This window comes from Actinophytocola sediminis (assembly GCF_054779715.1).
In genome coordinates, this window is record NZ_BAAGXS010000070.1 from 42,275 (window position 1) to 60,404 (window position 18,130).

The 18,130-nt window shown below is 71.4% G+C and carries 17 protein-coding genes; 5 read left to right on the plus strand and 12 right to left on the minus strand.

Going from position 1 to position 18,130, the window contains the following annotated elements:
- Window positions 1–49: 49 nt before the first annotated feature.
- From ACYVIP_RS32795 to ACYVIP_RS32815, 5 genes are all read right to left on the minus strand, one after another.
- The gene (locus ACYVIP_RS32795; protein ID WP_460403463.1) at window positions 50–1,552 is read right to left on the minus strand and encodes a sensor histidine kinase; all 1,503 of its coding nucleotides are present in this window, start codon (window positions 1,550–1,552) and stop codon (window positions 50–52) included.
- Between the two features lie 71 nt (window positions 1,553–1,623).
- Window positions 1,624–1,920: a mycothiol system anti-sigma-R factor gene (gene rsrA, locus ACYVIP_RS32800; RefSeq protein WP_460403465.1), complete on the minus strand. Its 297-nt coding sequence runs from the start codon at window positions 1,918–1,920 to the stop codon at window positions 1,624–1,626.
- Entirely contained in the window at window positions 1,917–2,582 is a 666-nt protein-coding gene (locus ACYVIP_RS32805; RefSeq protein WP_460403525.1) for a sigma-70 family RNA polymerase sigma factor, read from the minus strand. The genes rsrA and ACYVIP_RS32805 overlap by 4 nt, the downstream gene beginning before the upstream one ends.
- Before the next feature lie 102 nt (window positions 2,583–2,684).
- Entirely contained in the window at window positions 2,685–3,296 is a 612-nt protein-coding gene (locus tag ACYVIP_RS32810) for an alpha/beta hydrolase family protein (protein ID WP_460403527.1), read from the minus strand.
- A 131-nt stretch (window positions 3,297–3,427) separates the two neighbouring features.
- Window positions 3,428–4,183, minus strand: a complete 756-nt coding sequence (locus tag ACYVIP_RS32815) for an SOS response-associated peptidase (protein ID WP_460403467.1) — start codon at window positions 4,181–4,183, stop codon at window positions 3,428–3,430.
- A 97-nt stretch (window positions 4,184–4,280) separates the two neighbouring features.
- On the opposite strand from ACYVIP_RS32815, the gene aroA reads away from it, so the two are divergent.
- The 3 genes from aroA (at window position 4,281) to ACYVIP_RS32830 (ending at window position 7,484) form a co-directional block, all read left to right on the plus strand.
- Window positions 4,281–5,561, plus strand: coding sequence for a 3-phosphoshikimate 1-carboxyvinyltransferase (gene aroA / locus ACYVIP_RS32820; protein WP_460403469.1), 1,281 nt, complete (start codon window positions 4,281–4,283; stop codon window positions 5,559–5,561).
- Complete coding sequence (gene rsgA / locus ACYVIP_RS32825; protein ID WP_460403471.1) at window positions 5,558–6,583, plus strand: ribosome small subunit-dependent GTPase A; 1,026 nt, start codon at window positions 5,558–5,560, stop codon at window positions 6,581–6,583. The genes aroA and rsgA overlap by 4 nt, the downstream gene beginning before the upstream one ends.
- A gap of 70 nt (window positions 6,584–6,653) precedes the next feature.
- Entirely contained in the window at window positions 6,654–7,484 is an 831-nt protein-coding gene (locus ACYVIP_RS32830) for a DUF6612 family protein (protein WP_460403473.1), read from the plus strand.
- 64 nt (window positions 7,485–7,548) lie between these two features.
- Here the strand turns inward: ACYVIP_RS32830 and ACYVIP_RS32835 are convergent, their stop codons facing one another.
- The 3 genes from ACYVIP_RS32835 to ACYVIP_RS32845 form a co-directional block, all read right to left on the minus strand.
- Window positions 7,549–10,824 carry a S8 family peptidase gene (locus ACYVIP_RS32835; RefSeq protein ID WP_460403475.1) on the minus strand — a complete coding sequence of 1,092 codons (3,276 nt, stop codon included), beginning with the start codon at window positions 10,822–10,824 and terminating at the stop codon, window positions 7,549–7,551.
- 87 nt (window positions 10,825–10,911) lie between these two features.
- Entirely contained in the window at window positions 10,912–12,540 is a 1,629-nt protein-coding gene (gene pruA / locus ACYVIP_RS32840; protein WP_460403477.1) for an L-glutamate gamma-semialdehyde dehydrogenase, read from the minus strand.
- A gap of 86 nt (window positions 12,541–12,626) precedes the next feature.
- Entirely contained in the window at window positions 12,627–13,277 is a 651-nt protein-coding gene (locus ACYVIP_RS32845; RefSeq protein WP_460403479.1) for a TetR/AcrR family transcriptional regulator, read from the minus strand.
- Window positions 13,278–13,358: 81 nt separating this feature from the next.
- Between ACYVIP_RS32845 and ACYVIP_RS32850 the strand changes: the two genes are divergently transcribed.
- Window positions 13,359–14,360: a medium chain dehydrogenase/reductase family protein gene (locus ACYVIP_RS32850; protein WP_460403481.1), complete on the plus strand. Its 1,002-nt coding sequence runs from the start codon at window positions 13,359–13,361 to the stop codon at window positions 14,358–14,360.
- 93 nt (window positions 14,361–14,453) lie between these two features.
- On the opposite strand, the gene ACYVIP_RS32855 is transcribed toward ACYVIP_RS32850, so the two are convergent.
- Together ACYVIP_RS32855 and ACYVIP_RS32860 are read right to left on the minus strand one after the other, a co-directional pair.
- The gene (locus ACYVIP_RS32855) at window positions 14,454–14,945 is read right to left on the minus strand and encodes an Rv3235 family protein (RefSeq protein WP_460403483.1); all 492 of its coding nucleotides are present in this window, start codon (window positions 14,943–14,945) and stop codon (window positions 14,454–14,456) included.
- Between the two features lie 94 nt (window positions 14,946–15,039).
- Complete coding sequence (locus ACYVIP_RS32860) at window positions 15,040–15,546, minus strand: DUF6912 family protein (protein WP_460403485.1); 507 nt, start codon at window positions 15,544–15,546, stop codon at window positions 15,040–15,042.
- Between the two features lie 39 nt (window positions 15,547–15,585).
- Here ACYVIP_RS32860 and ACYVIP_RS32865 point away from each other — a divergent pair, with 39 nt between their 5' ends.
- Entirely contained in the window at window positions 15,586–16,347 is a 762-nt protein-coding gene (locus tag ACYVIP_RS32865) for a TrmH family RNA methyltransferase (RefSeq protein ID WP_460403487.1), read from the plus strand.
- An 89-nt stretch (window positions 16,348–16,436) separates the two neighbouring features.
- Here ACYVIP_RS32865 and ACYVIP_RS32870 read toward each other — a convergent pair whose 3' ends face one another.
- Complete coding sequence (locus ACYVIP_RS32870) at window positions 16,437–16,853, minus strand: hypothetical protein (protein ID WP_460403489.1); 417 nt, start codon at window positions 16,851–16,853, stop codon at window positions 16,437–16,439.
- Between the two features lie 150 nt (window positions 16,854–17,003).
- On the minus strand, window positions 17,004–18,110 hold the full coding sequence (locus tag ACYVIP_RS32875) for a mannose-1-phosphate guanylyltransferase (RefSeq protein ID WP_460403491.1): 1,107 nt from the start codon (window positions 18,108–18,110) through the stop codon (window positions 17,004–17,006).
- Between the last annotated feature and the right edge of the window lie 20 nt (window positions 18,111–18,130).

Genomic DNA, 18,130 nt, shown 5'->3' on the forward strand with positions numbered 1-18,130 from the left:
ACCGGGCCTACGTGTTTCTCGGGAACGCATTACCGGCGGTGCGACAGCATTACCTGCGGTGCGACAACGGCACTCGCAACACCGCTTCGGTGCCGCCCCGGGGCCTTCTGCGCATCGACAACGAGCCACGTAGTTCCGACTCGACCAGAGTGCGCACGATCTGCAGGCCGAGACCGTTGGACCGTTCCAGCGAGAAGCCCTTCGGCAGGCCACGCCCGTCGTCGGCGACAACGACGTCCAGCCAGCGCGCCGTGCGTTCGGCCGAGACCTCGACATCGCCGGTGACCCCGGACGGGTAGGCGTGCTCGATGGCGTTCTGCACCAGCTCGGTCAGCACCATGACCAGTGGCGTGGCCACCTCGGCGGCCACCACGCCGAACTGGCCGGTGCGCCGCACCCGGACGTGGTTCTCCGCGACGGCGACATCGCCGACCACCGGGATCACCTTGTCCACCAACGAGTTCAGGTCGACCTTCTCGTCCACCGAGGTGGACAGCGCCTCGTGCACCATGGCGATGGCCGCGACCCGGCGCACGGACTCGGCCAGCGCCGCCCGCGCCTCCGGGCTCGCGGTCCGGCGCGACTGCAGGCGCAGCAGCGCGGCCACGGTCTGCAGGTTGTTCTTGACCCGGTGGTGGATCTCCCGGATCGTCGCGTCCTTCGACATCAGCGCCCGGTCCCGGCGACGGACCTCGGTCACGTCCCGGACCAGCACCAACGCCCCGGCCGCCTTGCCGTTGGGCCGCAGCGGCAACGCCCGGAACAGCACGCCGGCGCCGCGGTGGGACTCGGCCTCCGCGCGCATGCTCGGCTGGCCGTCCAGCGCGGCCAGGACGCGCTGGGCGATCTCCGTCGCGTCGAACGGATCGGCGATCAACCCCCTGGTCAGCGGCGCGAGCCGGACGCCGACCAACTCCGCTGGATGCCCCATCCGGTGATAGGCGGACTGGGCGTTCGGGGAGGCGAAGACCACGGCGCCGGACGGGTCGAGCCGGATCAGCCCGTCGCCGACGCGGGGGCTGGTGTGCACGTCGGCGGCCGGTTCGGAGGTCGGGAAGGTGCCGTCGACGACCATCTGGCACAGGTCGGCGGCGATGCCGAGGTAGGCGATCTCCAGCGAGCTGGGCACCCGGGGCACCGCGAGGTCGGTCTCCCGGGACAGCAGGGCGACCACCCGGTCGTCGAAGGTGACCGGGATGACCTCCCGGCGCACCGGCACCCCGTGGTACCAGCGCGGATCCTCCTCGCGGCAGATCCGCCGCTCGGTCATCGCGCGACGCAACTGCGGGTGGTCGGCGACCGGCTGCACGCTGCCGACCACGTCCTCCGGATGCGCGGTCGGCGCGGTGGTGGCGCGGGCCTGGGCGACACACAGGTACTCGACCTCGGTCTGCGCGGGGGTCGGCGCCTCGCCGATGGGCACCCACATGAGCAGGTCGGCGAAGGACAGGTCGGAGAGCAGCTGCCACTCCGCGACCACCATCTGCAGGTGGTCGACCTCGCTGCCGGACAGCTTGGTGTGCTCGGCGAGCAGGTCGGAGAGCGTGGACACTTAGCAGACCACCGGGACGACCGTCATCGACCGATCATCCCATGCCCGCATTTCCATAATGTTTCCGCAGGTCACGGTGATTCTGCGCGGTCGCGGGCAGACACCCCGGTCTGCTCGACCACGGTCTGTCTGATCTTGTCCCGCAGCCGCTGCTTGAGCGTGTCCGGGGCGTGTTCGCCGCCGCACTTGCTCCGCAGCAGGACTTTCAGGTGCTCCTCGATGCCGAACTGTTCCAGGCACGGGCTGCACTCGTCGAGATGCTGCTCCAGCAGCGCCCGGCGGCCCTGATCGCACTCGTGGTCGAGGAACAGCCAGACCTCCTCGAGCACCTCGGAGCAGTCCGTGTCATGTGGTTCGCCGCAGCTCATGATCCGGTCACCTCTTGCTCGGACGAACGCAGGAACCCACGGTCCCGCGCGACCCCCGCCAGCAAATCACGCAGTTGCCTGCGGCCGCGGTGAAGTCGGGACATCACCGTGCCGATCGGCGTGTGCATTATGTCCGCGATCTCCTTGTATGCGAACCCCTCGACATCCGCGAGATACACGGCGAGCCGGAAGTCCTCCGGCAGCTGGTGCAGTGCTTCCTTGACGTCGTTGTCCGGCAGCCGGTCCATCGCCTCGATCTCGGCCGAGCGCAGCCCGCTCGAGGTGTGACTCTCCGCCTGGGCCAACTGCCAGTCGGTGATCTCCTCGGTCGGTGACTGCAGCGGCTGGCGCTGCTTCTTCCGGTAGCCGTTGATGTAGGTGTTGGTGAGAATCCGGTACAGCCAGGCCTTGAGGTTCGTGCCCTTGGAGAAGGACGCGAACGCGGCATAGGCCTTGAGGTAGGTCTCCTGGACCAGGTCCTCGGCGTCGGCCGGGTTACGCGTCATCCGCAGTGCGGCGGCGTAGAGCTGGTCCAGCAGCGGCATCGCGTCGCGTTCGAACCGCTCGGCTCGCTGCTGTTCGGACTCGACCGCGTCGACACCGGCGTCCGGGTGGGTATCGGTGCGTGGCACCGTGCTCCCTTCCAGTTGGAACCGTCCCATCATCGGAACCGCATAGGACACCCTCGAGGATACGCGGCGCTGTTTGCTGAGCACGTCAGAAGGCACACCAGTGCAAACGACGGCCGGTCGGCACGCATTCCCTCAGTCGAGTGGGCGCAGGATGCGGCCGAGCCACTCCTGGACCGTGCGGCTGATGCCGGCGGCGTCGCGGCGCAGCGAGTGGTCGCCGGGGAAGACCACGATCTCCCGGTGGGGGCCGCGATCGGGCATGCCGAACGGGTCGGACTCGCCCTGGACGACCAGGGTGGGCACCGTGAGCCCGGCCAGCTCCGGCATCCGGGTTTTGTCCGGTTTGCCGGGTGGGTGGACGGGGAACGCCAGACAGAGGACGGCGACCGCCTGCCCGCCGGCCGCGGTGCGGCAGGCCACCCTGGCGCCGGAGGACCGGCCGCCGAAGACCAGGGGCAGGTCGTGGAACCACTCCGTGGTCAACGCCTCGGCGACCGCCAGCCAGGCGGTGTCGAGCTGGTTGGCCGGGGCGGGGGCCCGCCGGCCGGCCACCCGGTAGGGCTGCTCGACCAGCGCGACGTGCACGCCGGCGGCCTGCGCGCCGCGGGTGGCGGCCACCAGGTCGGGTGCGCCGACACCGCCACCGGCGCCGTGGCCGAGCAGCAGCCCGGCCCGCCCTTCGGCGGCACAGTGCAGCTCGGCCCTCGCGGGCCCGTGCGGCGTCTCGATCTCCATCTGAGTCAGTTCCGCCACCCCGGAATTCATAGTGTTGGTCGCGTTGGGGACAAACGACTCTGTTGGCCACGTACTGGTGGCTGGGTTGCGTCACGTTCCCCTGAGGTGCGGTGGCGAAACCCCTGAGTTTGCTTTACTACCTAGTCGAAGAGGGTTGGTTCGTCGAGGTTGACGGTGGGTTCGGTGCGGGTGACGAGGTCCTCGCCGTTGTTGCGGACGCTGTTGACCCTGGTGGAGACCGGGCGGAGCTCAAGGGACTCGATCAGGTCCAGTGGTGGCGCGGTGAGCAGGTCGCCGGGCTCGGCGGCGTCCGGGTCGAGCCAGGCCGCCCAGTGGTCGGCGGTCATCAGCAGCGGCATCCGGTCGTGGACCTCGGCCAGCCGGCCGAGTGCCTCGGTGGTCAGCACGGCCGCGGTGACCAGCGGCGGACCGTCCTTGTCCGCCGGGTCGCGCCAGGTGGTCCACAGGCCGGCCATGGCCAGACTCTGGCCGTCCGGCCTGGTCATGAAGAAGGGCTGCTTCCTGGCACCTTCCCGGCGCCACTCGTACCAGCCGTCGGCCGGCAGCAGGCAGCGGCGCTTGGCCAGCGACGGCTTGAACGCGCGGCTGGTGGCCGCGGTCTCGGACCGGGCGTTGATCATCCGCGCGCCGATCGAGAGGTCCTTGGCCCAGGGTGGGACCAGGCCCCACCGCATCACCCGCAGGCTGCGCACCGTGGTGGTCGGGTCGGGCTCGCCGTGGTCGTTCCTGGGGTGGCGTTGTACGACGGCGACCACGTTCTTGGTCGGCGCGACGTTGTGGTCGGCCGGCGGCGCGTCGCCGTCGGTCGCGTCCAGCGCGTCGAACTCGGCGGCGAGCCTGGCCGGGTCCTTCGCCGCCGCGTACCTCCCGCACATGTCTCGCCACACCTCCATGGATCGCCGGTCAACCGATCGTGACACGTCCTACCGACAGTCTGCACCGAGAGGGTCGCGATGCGAGAGGATCGGGCCCATGAACCAGCCCTGGCCCGCACCGACCGCGACCGGACCCGTCCACGCCACCGTGGCCGTGCCCGGCTCCAAGTCCATCACCAACCGGGCGCTGGTGCTCGCCGCGCTCAGCGACGGCGGCGGCACGCTGACCGGCGCGCTGCGCAGCCGCGACAGCGACCTGATGATCGGCGCGCTGCGGGCACTCGGGCTGACCGTGACCGTCGACGGCACGACCGTGCGGGTGGCCCCGCACTGGGGACTGTCCGGACCGGCGGAGGTGGACTGCGGCCTGGCGGGCACCGTGATGCGGTTCGTGCCGCCCGCCGCCGTGCTGGCCGACGGCGAGGTCCGCTTCGACGGCGACCCGCGCGCCCGGCAGCGACCCATGGGCACGGTGCTCGGCGCGCTGCGCGGGCTCGGCGCGACCATCGACGGCGACGAGCTGCCGTTCACCCTGCGCGGCAAGGGAAGCCTGCCCGGCGGCCAGGTGACGATCGACGCGTCGGCCTCCTCCCAGTTCGTCTCCGGGCTGCTGCTCGCCGGCGCCCGCTACGACCACGGCCTGACCCTGCACCACGACGGCAAGCCGGTGCCCTCGATGCCGCACATCGACATGACCGTGGCGATGCTGCGCGAGGCGGGCGTCGAGGTCGACGACCGCGAGCCGAACACCTGGCGGGTGGCGCCCGGCCCGATCGGCGCGCGCGAGTGGGTGGTGGAGCCGGACCTGTCCAACGCGACCCCGTTCCTGGCCGCGGCCGCGGTCACCGGCGGCACGGTCACCGTCACCGGCTGGCCGGCGAAGACCACCCAGCCGGGTGACGCCATCGGCGACATCGCCGAGCGGATGGGCGCCACGGTCACCCGGGACGCCCGCGGGCTCACGGTCACCGGCCCCGACCGGCTCACCGGGCTGGACATCGACCTGCGCGACGTCGGCGAGCTGACCCCGACGGTGGCCGCCATGGCCGCGCTGGCCGACGGCCCGTCGGTGCTGCGGGGCATCGGGCACCTGCGCGGACACGAGACCGACCGGCTGGCCGCGCTGGTCGCCGAGATCACCGGTCTCGGCGGCGCCGCCACCGAGACCCCCGACGGCCTGGAGATCCGGCCGGCCACCCTGCACGGCGGCCGCTGGCGGGCCTACGAGGACCACCGGATGGCCACCGCGGGCGCGATCGTCGGGCTGCTGGTGCCCGGCGTCGAGGTCGACGACATCGCGACCACGGCCAAGACCCTGCCCGACTTCCCGGTGATGTGGACACGGATGCTCGAGGACGGGACGGGCGGCTCGACGTGAGCCGCCGAGGGCGGCGCTCGGACTGGGAGCGACTGGACGAGTCGGATGTCCGGGTGCGTCCCGGCAAGGGCACCCGCCCGCGCAGCAAGCTGCGACCCGAGCACGCCGACGCGCGCGCGGCGATGGTCGTCGGGGTCGACCGCGGCCGCTGGACCTGTGCGTTGGACGGCAGGCCCGACCAGCAGGTGGTGGCGATGCGGGCGCGGGAGCTCGGTCGCACCCCGATCGTCGTCGGTGACCTGGTCGATCTGGTCGGCGACACCACGGGCCGGCCGGACACGCTGGCCAGGGTGGTCCGGGTGGCCGACCGGTCCAGCGTGCTGCGCCGCACCGCCGACGACAACGACCCCTACGAACGGGTCGTGGTGGCCAACGCCCAGCAACTGCTGATCGTGTGCGCGCTGGCCGATCCCCCGCCCCGCACGGGTTTCATCGACCGGTGTCTGGTCGCGGCCTTCGCCGGTGGGCTGAAACCGGTGCTGTGCCTGACCAAGTCCGACCTCGCGTCGCCGGAGGAGATCACCTCGGCCTACGCCGAGCTCGCGCTGCCCGTGCTGGTGACCCGCAGCGACCAGGCGCCAGACGAGGTGCGCGACCGGTTGGCGAACCAGGTTTCCGCGCTGGTCGGCCATTCCGGCGTCGGCAAGTCCACTTTGGTCAACAAGTTGGTGCCGGACGCGGACCGCGCGGTGTCGGCGGTGAGCGCGGTCGGCAAGGGCCGGCACACCTCGACCACCGCGGTGGCGCTCGCGTTGCCGGCGGGTGGCTGGGTGGTGGACACCCCGGGTATCCGGTCCTTCGGCCTGGCACACATCGAACCCGACGACATCGTGTCCGCGTTCGACGAGTTCGTCGAGCCGGCCGAGGAGTGCCCGCCCAACTGCGGACACCTTGGGCCACCGGAGGATCCGGAGTGCATGCTCGACGTGGTCACCGTGGCGGGGCAGGCATCGCCTGGGCGGCTGATGTCGTTGCGCCGCCTGCTAGCCTCACGCGCCCGACTGGACGAATACGGCGATTAGTCGATGTGACGAGCCACCGGAGGTTAGGCTCGTTCCTGGTGAAAACAAAATACTTAGGGGTGATTCAGGGATGCGCAAGCTGACAGCGGCGCTGTCCGCCATGGCGTTGGCCGTGACGCTGGGGGCGTGCGGCACCACCGACGTGGCCGGCAGCGGCTCGGCAGGCGACGGCAACAACTCCGGCGGCGGAGGCAGCGGGGAGGCGGCGACCAACCTCGCCGCGTTGACCCAGCAGATCGGTGAGAAGACCGAGAAGACCTCCGCGCACATGACGCTGGACGCGAACGCGGCCGGCGAGGAGATCACCGCCGAGGGCGACGTCGAGTTCTCCGGCGACGACATCGCGATGACGATGGACATGGCGCTGCCCGGTCAGGGCTCGATCAGCATGGTGTTCGCCGAGGGCATCATGTACATCCAGATGCCCCAGGAGCTCGAGCCGGGCAAGTCCTGGCTCAAGATCGACCCGAACGGCGACGACGCCATGTCCAAGGCGCTGGGCAGCACGTTCGACGAGATGCGCAAGAACGCCGACCCGCGTGCGTCGCTGGAGCAGATGAAGGACGCCGGCGAGATCACCGCCGAGGAGCAGGTCGAGCTCAACGGCGAGCAGACAACGCACTACTCGATCCTCGTCGACGTCGAGAAGATGGCCGCCAACCAGGACAACCCGGATGCCAAGAAGGCGCTCGAGTTGATGGAGGTCAAGGAGTTCCCGGTCGAGCTGTGGCTCAACGAGGACCAGCTGCCGGTGCGCATGACGATGGACATGGCGATGTCCGACCCGGCTTCCGGGCAGTCCGTCGAGGCCACTTTCCAGACCGACTACACGAACTGGGGTGAGCCGGTGGAGATCACCGTGCCCTCGCCCGACCAGATCGCCGAGATGCCGGGCGGCTGACCCGATAACCCGGACGACATGACGATGCCCCCGCCGATCGGCGGGGGCATCGTCGTGTGTTGGCCTACTTCCGCAGTGCGTAGGCGTGGATGATCGTCTGCCTGGCGAGGTTGCCGTCGCGGTCGGCGACCGAGGAGCGCAGCGACACGAACTCGGCGTCGCGTGGGTGGTTCACCTCGACGCGCCATCCGCCGCGTGTCCGGTTCACCCTGGCCGGCGCCCAGGTGGCACCGTCGTCATAGGACACCTCGACGGTCGGCGTGCCGACCTGGCCAGGCGACTCGGCGCCGTTGCGCTGCACGGTGACCGGGAAGGCGAACCGCCCGGCCGGGGCCGCGTTGTGGTCGTCGAGGTCCGGTGCGAACCGCACCGCCATGGCCGGGATCAGTGTCGGGCGGTCGGGTTCGGTGTGTCCGGACACGAACGTCCACTCCGCGGTGACCTCAGTGGACAGTCGACCGGGCTGGGGTGTGCTGACCCGCAGGGTGTAGGTGGCCGTCTCCGGTGGCAGCTCGGCGTACAGCTCGCCGGCGTACTCGGTCCTGGCGATCACCTCGCCGTCGCGGAGCAGTTCGGTGGTGCCCTCCCCCGGGTACTGACCGCTGTCGCGGCCGAGGTTCTGGTCACCACGCAGGGGCAGTCGCACGGACAGTTCATCGCCCTGCCGGGCGAGGTACTCCTCCCAGAGGACACCGCTTGGTCGGGTGGGGTCCTGTCCCTTGCGCGGCATGGCCGGCGCGAACACCCCGACGTTCCACCGCGTCCGGGTCGTGCTGCCCCGCGGGTAGGACACCGGTTCGATCGTCTCGGCGATCATCCCGCTCAGGGTGAGGATGTTGCCCGGCTCCCCCTCGTAGAACGACGGGAACCAGTTGGTGTCCGGTGTGTAGTAGTCGGTCATCGTGAACGGCAGCGACATCGTGACGAAGCTGTCGCGCACGCCCGCCATGCCCGGGGTGGCCTGGGCGTGGGTGGCGTTGACCGTGGCCAGTTCGTCGTTGGTGACCCGGAACTCCTGGTCGGCCGGCACCACGCCGTCGACGGTCTCGCGCAGGCTGTACTGGTACGGGCTCTCGTGGAACCCGAGCCACTCGCCGGAGTCCTCCGGCTCGGCGAGGTAGGCGTCGAAGTTGTACTCGAACGCGCCCGGCGCGGAGGTTCGCGACGGCCGAATGCCGTAGCTGTGGTACTTGGAGACGATGCCGTGGAACCTGGTCTGCCCCCAGGCCGTGTCGGCGGTGTAGTGCAGGTACGCCGAGGTGGGCCTGGCGTTGGGCTCGTCCACCACGAAGTGCGGCGAGACCCCGTCCCGAGCGTCCAGCACGTACTCCGCCGGCCCGTCCACGACGATCTTCGGCTCGACGAAGTCGGTCCGTCGCCACGACCATTCGTCGTACGGGCTTTCCACGGTGGCGTCGAGGAAGTACTCACCCCGGGGCAGCCGCAGGACGAACGAGCCGGACGGGTCGTAGTGCGTGTACTCCTCGGGCGCGTTGAGGTCGACCATCCGCATGCCGTAGCTGGTCGCGGGCGCGCCGTCGTGGTCGACGAAGCTGAGTTTCACCTCGTAGGCCTCGGCCTCCCGGTTCACCGCCACCAGGGTGCGCAGGGTGGTCTCGCCCGCGGTGGCCAGCACCGCGCCACGGTAGATGCCCTCCGCGCTGTCGACGCTGGTGTCGGTGGTCAGGGTGACCTGCGCCGAACCGCCGGCCGGCACGGTGATCTCGGTGGCGGACAGGGTGAACATGCCGGCCGGTGCCGGTTCGCCGTCCGGGCCACGCAGGTCGGTGGTCAGGTCGAAGGTGACCGGTTCGGTGCCGGTGTTGGTGTAGGTCACCGGCTTCGCGATCGGCTGGTCGTCATCGTGCGGCCAGGCGATCAGGCCGACGAACAGGTTGGCCGGCGTGGCGGACACGGTGTTGGTGACCGCCGCGGCGACGTCGACCCGGCCGGCGCCCTGTTCGAACACCGACAGCGCGGGGTTGGGTGCCGCGGTCGCCATCAGCGTCGACTTCAGTCGCTCGGCCGACCAGTCCGGGTGCGCGGCGGCGAGGATCGCGGCGGCGCCGGCGACGTGCGGGGTGGCCATCGAGGTGCCGTCCAGCGCGACGTAGCCGTCCACCGGACGGCCGATCTTGCCGTTGGCCGCCGCCGCGGCGACGATGCCCACACCCGGTGCGGTGATGTCCGGCTTGATCGCGCCGTTCTGCCAGCGCGGGCCCCGGCTGGAGAAGTCGGCGAGCCGCTCGTCGCGGTCGACCGCGCCGACGGTGAGCGCGGCGTCGGCAGCACCGGGGGTGTCGATGGACTCGGGATCCGGGCCCTGGTTGCCGGCGGCCACGACGAACAGCGTGCCGGTGTCGGCGGTCAGCCGGTTCACCGCGGCCGACATCGGGTCGGTGCCGTCGGTCGGTCCGCCGCCAAGGCTCAGGTTGACCACGTCGGCGTCGTTGCTCGCGGCCCACTCCATGCCCGCGATGACCCCCGACTCGTAGCCTTCGCCGAAGTCGCTGAGCACCTTGCCGTTCAACAGCTTCGTGTCCGGCGCGACCCCCCGGTTGCGCTCGCCGGCGCCGGTGACGATCGACGCGACGTGGGTGCCGTGGCCGTAGTGGTCGTCGGTGCCGGTCTGGCTGCCGGTGAAGTCCTGAGCGGCGACGACCGCGTCGGACAGGTCGGGGTGGGTGACGTCGATGCCGGTGTCGAGCACCGCGACCGTGGCCCCGGATCCGGTCAGCCCGGCCGCCCACGCGGCCGGCGCGCCGATCTGCGGAACGCTGTGTTCCAGTGATGCCGTGACCGGGCCGTCCAGCCAGATCCTGGTCGCCGTGGCGCCGGCACCAGCCCAGAACCGGGTGTCCTTCTCGGCGCGCAGCGCGGTGGCGCCCATGCTGGCCAGTTCGCGGACCGTCCTGGCGCCCGCGGCTTTCGGGGTGGCGCCCGGGTAGTCGACGATCAGCGGCAGGTCGGCGCGGTCGGCGTCGCCGTAGCCGGTGCGCACCAGTTCGCTGATGTCGAACAGCCGGGGATCGAGGCGGCCGGCGGACACCGAGGTGACCGCGTCGTCGGGGATGACGTGCACGTCGCCGTGCACGTCGGTGTGGCTGCGGAACCCGATGTGCTCCCGGCCGGGTGCCGGGGTGAAGTGCACCCCGCGCGGCCCGCCGAGGGTGACCACGTCACCGGTGACGAGCGTGACGGTGTCCGGTGTCGGTCCCGGTGTCGGTGTCGATGTCGCTGCCGGTTCCGCTGTTGCGGGGGCGGCGGCGAACACGACGGTGCTCGCGACCGCCGCGACGGTCAAGCCCGCGACGCGTAAGCGGGCTCGATGGTGGCTCATGCGCTCTCCCAGAGTTACGCGGCGGCGCGTTGTCGCCGCCGCGTAGTTGTCAACTCCGGTTGAGGTGGTGCGGGTTGCACCGCGCGGTCAGCCCATGTGTGGGTAGGCGATCCCGGTCGGCGGCACGAAGGTCTCCTTGATCGAGCGCGGGCTGACCCAGCGCTGCAGGTTGTAGATGGAGCCCGCCTTGTCGTTGGTGCCGGAGCCGCGGCTGCCGCCGAAGGGCTGCTGGCCGACCACCGCGCCGGTCGGCTTGTCGTTGACGTAGAAGTTGCCGGCCGCGAAGCGCAGTGACCGGTGGGCCTCCTCGATCGCCGAGCGGTCGGTGGCGAACACCGCGCCGGTCAGCGCGTAGGGGGTCGAGCTGTCCACCAGTTCGAGGATCTTGGCGTAGTCGGCGTCGTCGAACACGTGCACCGCGAGGATCGGACCGAACCACTCGGTGGTGAAGATCTCCTGGGTCGGGTCGGTGCCGAGCACGACGGTCGGCGCGACGAAGTAGCCGACCGAGTCGTCGCAGGTGCCGCCGGTGAGCACCTCGAGGGTCGGCGTGGCCGCGGCCATCTCCAGCACGCCCTTGTGCTTGGTGAACGCGCGCTCGTCGATCACCGCGCCGCCGAAGTGCGCCAGGTCGGTGACGTCGCCGAAGGACAGTGCGGCGGCGGTGTCGACGAGCCGCTCCCGCAGGCCGGACTCCCACAGCGAGCGGGAGACGTAGGCGCGGGAGGCCGCCGAGCACTTCTGGCCCTGGTACTCGAACGCGCCGCGCACCAGCCCGGCGGCGACCGCGTCCTGGTCGGCGGAGCGGTGGGCGACGACGAAGTCCTTGCCGCCGGTCTCGCCGACGATCCTCGGGTAGGCGCGGTAGGTGTCCAGGTGCTCGGCCATGGTGCGCCACAGGTGGCGGAAGGTCCTGGTGGAGCCGGTGAAGTGCAGGCCGGCGAAGTCCTGGTCGGCGAGCGCGACCTCGCCGACCGCGGTGCCGTCGCCGGTGACCAGGTTGATCACGCCGGGCGGCAGGCCGGCGGCCTCCAGCAGGCGCATGGTGTGGTGTGCGGCCAACTGCTGGGTGGGCGATGGCTTCCACACGACCGTGTTGCCCATCAGCGCGGGCGCGGTCGGCAGGTTGCCGGCGATGGCGGTGAAGTTGAACGGGGTGATCGCGGTGACGAACCCGTCCAGCGGCCGGTGGTCGAACCGGTTCCAGATGCCGGGGCTCGAGTTCGGCTGCTCGGCGAGGATGCGCTTGGCGTAGTCGACGTTGAACCGCCAGAAGTCGATCAGCTCGCAGGCGCTGTCGATCTCCGCCTGCTGCACGGACTTGGACTGGCCGAGCACGGTGGCGGCGTTGAGGGTGTCCCGCCACGGGCCGGCCAGCAGGTCGGCCGCGCGCAGGATGACCGCGGCGCGCTCGTCGAAGGGCAGGTCGCGCCAGGCGGGGGCGGCCTGCTTGGCCGCGGCGACCGCGTCGGTCACGTCCTTGGCGGTGGCCTGCGCGCTGTCGCCGAGCACGTGGCGGTGGTCGTGTGGCTGGACGACCGCGATCGGGTCGCCGCCGGCCATCCGCTGTTCGCCGCCGATGGTCATGGTCAGCTCGTGCCGCTCGCCCTCGAGCTCGGCTATCCGCCGTTGCAGCGACGCGCGCTCCTGGCTGCCGGGCGCGTAGGAGCGGACCGGCTCGTTGACCGGTGCGGGGACGGACGAAACGGCGTCCATGATGTGGCTCGCCTCCCTGGGTTCTCGGGTCGCCGGACGGCTTGTGACCGATGACCGGCCTGTGGCGTCCATCCTGTCACGATTCGCTAGTCCAACCAGGCGACGAGCGCGGCCACCTCCGCGTCGAACAGCAGCGCGGGATCGACGTTCATCAGCGTGAACTGGCCGGCGACCTCGAGGCTGAGCAGGCCGTGCAGCCGGGTCCAGACGGTGATGCCCCAGTGCTGCTGGCGGGGGGTGTACCCGCCGTGGCCCAGTTGGTCGCCCCAGGCGGCGACCTGCTGGTAGAGCGGCTGGGGACCGGTCGGCGCGTGGTCGGGGGCGGCGGTGGACAGCAGGGCGGTCATCGCGCGGTTGGCCGTGTCCAGGGTGTGGGCGGGGGCCTGGTAGCCGGGGACCGGGGTGCCGAACAGCAGCAGGTAGCGGTGGGGGGCGGCGATGGCCCAGGCGCGCATGGCCGCCGCGGTGGCGCGCAGGCGGTCGGCCGGGGTCGGGGTCTGGTTGGCCGCGGCGTCCTCCAGGGCGTCGGCGAAGTCGCGGTAGCCGTCGGAGATCAGCTCGGTGAGCAGCGCGTCGCGGTTGGCGAAGTAGCGGTAGAGCGCCGGGCCGGTGACGCCCATGCGTCTACCGATCGCGTTCACCGAGATGCCGGCGATGCCGTGTTCGGCCAGTTGGTCAAGCGCGATGCGCTTGGCCTCTTCGCGAGTCTGCTCGCGGTACTGCTGCCTGCGGTCCATGGTGCCTCCTTGACAACTGGATCGTAACACCCTCTAATTGGAGTTAGAGCTTCTAACAACGCGAATGAGGGAGTGTTCGACATGGAGATCGTGCTGACCGGCAAGGGCGGCCCGGACATGCTGCGGGTGACCGAGGGCGACGCGCCGCTGCCGGGGCGGGGCGAGGTGCGGGTGCGCGTCGCGGCCAGCGGCGTGAGCTTCGCCGAGGTGCAGATGCTGCGGGCGCGGTACCCGATGCAGCCGAAGTTCCCGTTCGTGCCGGGCTATGACCTGGTCGGCACGGTCACCGAGGTGGGCGACGGGGTGGCGGGGGTCCGGGTCGGCGAGCGAGTGGCCGCGCTGACCAGGACCGGTGCCTGGCGCACGCACGTGGTCGTGCGGGCGGCGACGGTGGTGCCGGTGCCCGCGGAGCTGGACTCGGACGTGGCGGCCTCGGTCGTGATGAACGGGGTGACCGCGTGGCAGATGCTGCACCAGACGGCCAAGGTGCGCGCCGGGCAGACGGTGCTGGTGCACGGGGCGGCCGGCGGCGTCGGCACGCTGCTGGTGCGGTTGGCGGTGCTGGCGGGTGCGCGGGTGCTCGGCACGGCGTCGGCCGGCAAGCACGAGACGCTGCGCGCGCTGGGTGCCGAGCCGATCGACTACCGGACCGAGGACGTGCCGGCGCGGGTGCGGGCGTTGGCGCCGGGTGGGGTGGCCGCGGTGTTCGACCACGTCGGCGGGCAGGGGCTGGCCGAGGCCTACGAGCTGCTGGCCGATGGCGGCATCGTGGTCAACTACGGCTCGATGAGCACACTGCGCGACAGTGGGCACTGGGCCGCGCCGTATGTCGGCATGATCCGGCGGGTACTCGGCTGGCAGGTCGGCCGGCTGCTCGGCCGGGGGCGGGGACGCCGGGTCAGCTTCTACTACGTCCGGCCGGGAGCGCGGTTCACCGAGGCGCTGACCGAGGTGTACACGCTGATGGCCCGTGGCGAGCTGACCCCGCAGATCGCCGCCCGGTACCCGCTGGAGAAGGCAGCCGAAGCACTCCGCGTCCTCGCCGACGGCGAAGCCACCGGCAAGGTAGTCCTGGAAGCCTGACACCACCCCCACCCCGCGAGTCCAACGCCCATCCCGAGCCGCGTGGCCCACAGCCCTCGTGGCCGGCGGACCCTCCGCCAGCTCAGCCGCGCCTCACAGGATGCGCAGGACCGCGCAGTGCCACCGGTCCTTCACCTTCTCCAACCGGATCGCCGCCGCCCGCACCCGCCGGGGCCGCCTCGCCGACGGCCCGCCGTCCACGATCTCGAACACGGCGCTCAACTCCACCACGTCCGGCGCCGGCAGGCACGAATGCACCTTGCGCAGCTTGTGCCGCCGCCCGGGCGGCGTGACGCGCAACCGGGTCAGCAGCGCCTCGTACGCGGTGTCCGACAGCATCGCCCGCAGCTGGTGCACCCCGCGACGACCGTCGAGCACCTCCAACAGGTGCACCACCAGCCGCCACAGCACGCCGGGGTCCGGCGGCGCCGGCTCGTTCGGCGGCGCCACCAGCGTGAGCTGCGGCCCGCGCGCCGGCCGCAGGCTCGACCACCGTCGAGGCGGTCCCGGCTCACCTGGCGCGTGTGTCGGTTCGTAATCGGGCAACGAATAGAGCACGACGCCACCTGGCGATGGCTCGTGCATGGCGGGTACTGACATGCCCTTACAGGGAGGAAAACCTGTCAATCAGGACAAACATCACCCGGCTGGGAAAAACGATCACGCAGAGCGCGGACGACTACAGCAGATCCAGCAGGAAAGGCAGCTCTTCCGTGGCGTACCACGCCAGTTCGTGATCTTCGGCATCACCGAGGGTGAACTCCGCGTCGGGGTCGCCGAGATCGGCCGCGTCGACCACCTCGGCCGCCGCGCGCACGGCCGGCTCGGCGTCCTCGGTGTCCAGATGCACGGCCGCCACCAGCGACACCGGCACCGGACCCGGCAGCCGCACCACCGCGTGGTCCAGGTCCGGCCGCAGGGCGACGCCCTCCACGTCCGCGGAGATCACCGCCCGCCTGGGCAGCGTGCCCTCCGGATCGTCGGCCAGCTCACCGGCCAGCAGCCGCAGCGACGCCCGCGCGGCCTCACTCATCGCCGCGTACTCGAGCTCGTCGGCGCTGCCGGTGGCATACGACTCCCGCAGCGCCGGCGTCAGTGCGAACGCGGTGTCGCTCACGGCCGCGAACTCGCCCTTGGCGTTGAGCGCACGCAGCATGGTCACCGTGGCCGGGATGTAGACCCTCACGGCTAGATCCTGACACACCCGCCGCCGGGCTGACGTGGAATGCTCACGCCCGTGGACCCAGGATCGCCGAAGGATCGGTTCGTGACCGTGTTCGGTCGCAAGCCCGTACTCGAAGCCCTCGGCGACGGCGGCCTGCGCGTGGACAAGGTCGTGCTCGCCGACACCGCCCGCGGGCCGGCCGCGCGGGAGATCGTGGACGCGGCGGCCGCGCGCGGGGTGCCGGTCGAGCGGGCGAGCGCGCACCGGGTGAAAGTCCTCGCCGGCAACGGAAAACAGGACCAGGGCGTGCTCGCCGACGTGCTCGCCCCGCGCATGCGCCAACTCTCGGCCGCCCTCGGCGGCACGCCGCCCCGCACGGTCCTGCTGCTCGACGGCATCACCACCCCGGCGAACGTCGGCATGATCCTGCGCACCGCGACCGCCGCGGGGATCGAGGGCATCGTGGTCCCCCGCCGCGGCGTGGCGAGCATCGACCCGCTGGTGGTGAAGGCCTCCGCCGGGGTGGCGTTCACCGCGCCGGTGCTGCGTTGTTACACCGCGGCGGACGCGGCACGGGAGTTGCGCGCGGCCGGCTACCCGCTGTTCGCACTGGACGGCACGGCCCGGCGGACCATCTTCGACGCCGACCTGCCTCGACGGGCCGCGTTCGTGCTCGGCGGGGAGACCGGCGGGGTCAGCGACGAGGTCCGCGCGCACGTCACCGGCCGGCTGGCGATCCCGATGAGCGGCGGCGTCGAGTCGCTGAACGTGGCCAGTGCCGCCGCCGTGCTCTGCTTCGAACTGGTCCGCCGCGCCCGCTGACCGTCCTGTCGAGATGCGGGCAGGCCCTGCGCTCGCGAGGCCGGAGCGTTGGACTCGCGTGTCGGGAGCGTTGGACTCGCGGGGTGGGGTTAGCCGTCGAGGCGTTGGGAGAGAGTGGAGCGGGTGGTGGGGGGTGGCTGTTTGGTGGTGGGGATCAGGCCATCCAGTTCTTCGGCCTGGGGTGGGTGCGGGTGCTGGTGGGGCACCGGGGATGGCATGGGCTGGCGCTGGGTGGCGGCCTGGCGGGCGCGTTCGGCGTCCTCGAGGCGGCGTTGGCGGGAGCGGATGCCGGGTGGCGCGCTGACCACGTCGGTGAGTGCTTCCTGGGCGATCGCGGGGAGCTCGGCCGTGGGCACCTCGGGGCGGCCGCGGGCCACCGATCCGGGGACCACCATCGTGGCGTCCGGGTCGTTGTGTCGCTCATCGTTGGCGGCGACGACGGTGCGCGGGATCTGCAGCGTGCTCGCCGCGTCCATGGGTGAGATCGCGCTCTCGGGTGTCACCACGAAGGCGCCTCGCGCCCGAGCCCGCGCCAGCGTGGCGTCAGCCCGTTCACGGGGGTCCATGCGTCGACCACTCCCTGCGCCGTGTGGATGTACGCACCCCAGCGTATTCCTTTCTGTGCCCCGCGTCAGCGGGGATCTGAAATTGATCACTCACACGTGCGCGGTATACCCGCGCTCCCGCAACAACTCGGTCAGCTTCTTGATGTCCTGCGCCCGGTCCCGCCGGCACACCAGCACCGCGTCCGCCGTGTCCACCACGATCAGGTCATGGACACCCAGAGTCGCGATCACTCTGGGTGCGTGCGGCACGGCGATCACCCCGTCCCCGTCGACGACCAGCACCGGAGCCGAGTCCGCGGACACGTCGACCACCCGCGCACCGTCGACCGCACGCCCGAGAAGCTCACCGAGAGTCTCGAAATCCCCGATGTCGTGCCAGCCGAAATCACCGGGCACGGTCGCCACCTTGCCCTCGGCGGCGGCCGGCTCCATCACCGCGTACTCCACCGCCACCTTCGGCACCGTCGGCCACAGCTCCGCGAGCACGCTCTCGCGCGCAGGGGTGTCCCACACGTCGGCGATGGCGCGGATCGGGTCGTGCACGTCCGGGCGCCTGCCGGCCAGCTCGGCCAGGAACACGTCCGTGCGCCACAGGAACATGCTGGCGTTCCACAGGTAGTTGCCCGACGCCAGGTACGACGCGGCCACCTCGGCGGTCGGCTTCTCCCGGAACTCCAGCACCGGCTGGCGCACCCCGGCCCGCGCCGGCTCGCTGCACCGCAGGTATCCGTACCCGGTCTCCGGCCGCGTCGGCGTGATGCCGATCGTCATCAGCCGCCCGTCCGCCGCGCCGGCGACGGCGTGCCCAACGACCTCGTGGAACGCCTCGGTGTCGGTGATCAGGTGATCCGCGGCGAAGGAGGCCATCACCGCCCCCGGACTACGCCGCTCGATCACCGCCGCGGCCAGCGCGATCGCCGCGCACGAGTCGCGCGCGAACGGCTCGACCAGGATGTTGCGCTCGGGCAGGTCCGGCAGCTGCCGGGCCACCGACGTGGCGTGCGCGGTCCCGGTGACCAGCAGCAACCGCTCCGCCGTGCACAGCGGCACCAACCGGTCGTAGGTCGCCTGCAGCAGCGAGCGGTCGGTGCCGGTCAGCGCGTGCAGGAACTTCGGGTTCGCCGCACGGGACAGCGGCCACAACCGGGTGCCACTTCCCCCGGCGGGCACCACCATGTGCAAGTCGGTCGGCGTCATTCGGCTGACGATATCCGGGG

Coding starts and splice junctions, on each gene's coding strand:
- rsrA (WP_460403465.1), bottom strand. CDS start 1,920: ATGAGCTGCGGCGAACCACATGACACGGACTGCTCCGAGGTGCTCGAG.
- ACYVIP_RS32805 (WP_460403525.1), bottom strand. CDS start 2,582: ATGGGACGGTTCCAACTGGAAGGGAGCACGGTGCCACGCACCGATACC.
- ACYVIP_RS32815 (WP_460403467.1), bottom strand. CDS start 4,183: ATGTGCGGGAGGTACGCGGCGGCGAAGGACCCGGCCAGGCTCGCCGCC.
- aroA (WP_460403469.1), top strand. CDS start 4,281: ATGAACCAGCCCTGGCCCGCACCGACCGCGACCGGACCCGTCCACGCC.
- ACYVIP_RS32830 (WP_460403473.1), top strand. CDS start 6,654: ATGCGCAAGCTGACAGCGGCGCTGTCCGCCATGGCGTTGGCCGTGACG.
- ACYVIP_RS32835 (WP_460403475.1), bottom strand. CDS start 10,824: ATGAGCCACCATCGAGCCCGCTTACGCGTCGCGGGCTTGACCGTCGCG.
- pruA (WP_460403477.1), bottom strand. CDS start 12,540: ATGGACGCCGTTTCGTCCGTCCCCGCACCGGTCAACGAGCCGGTCCGC.
- ACYVIP_RS32845 (WP_460403479.1), bottom strand. CDS start 13,277: ATGGACCGCAGGCAGCAGTACCGCGAGCAGACTCGCGAAGAGGCCAAG.
- ACYVIP_RS32850 (WP_460403481.1), top strand. CDS start 13,359: ATGGAGATCGTGCTGACCGGCAAGGGCGGCCCGGACATGCTGCGGGTG.
- ACYVIP_RS32855 (WP_460403483.1), bottom strand. CDS start 14,945: ATGCACGAGCCATCGCCAGGTGGCGTCGTGCTCTATTCGTTGCCCGAT.
- ACYVIP_RS32865 (WP_460403487.1), top strand. CDS start 15,586: ATGCTCACGCCCGTGGACCCAGGATCGCCGAAGGATCGGTTCGTGACC.
- ACYVIP_RS32875 (WP_460403491.1), bottom strand. CDS start 18,110: ATGACGCCGACCGACTTGCACATGGTGGTGCCCGCCGGGGGAAGTGGC.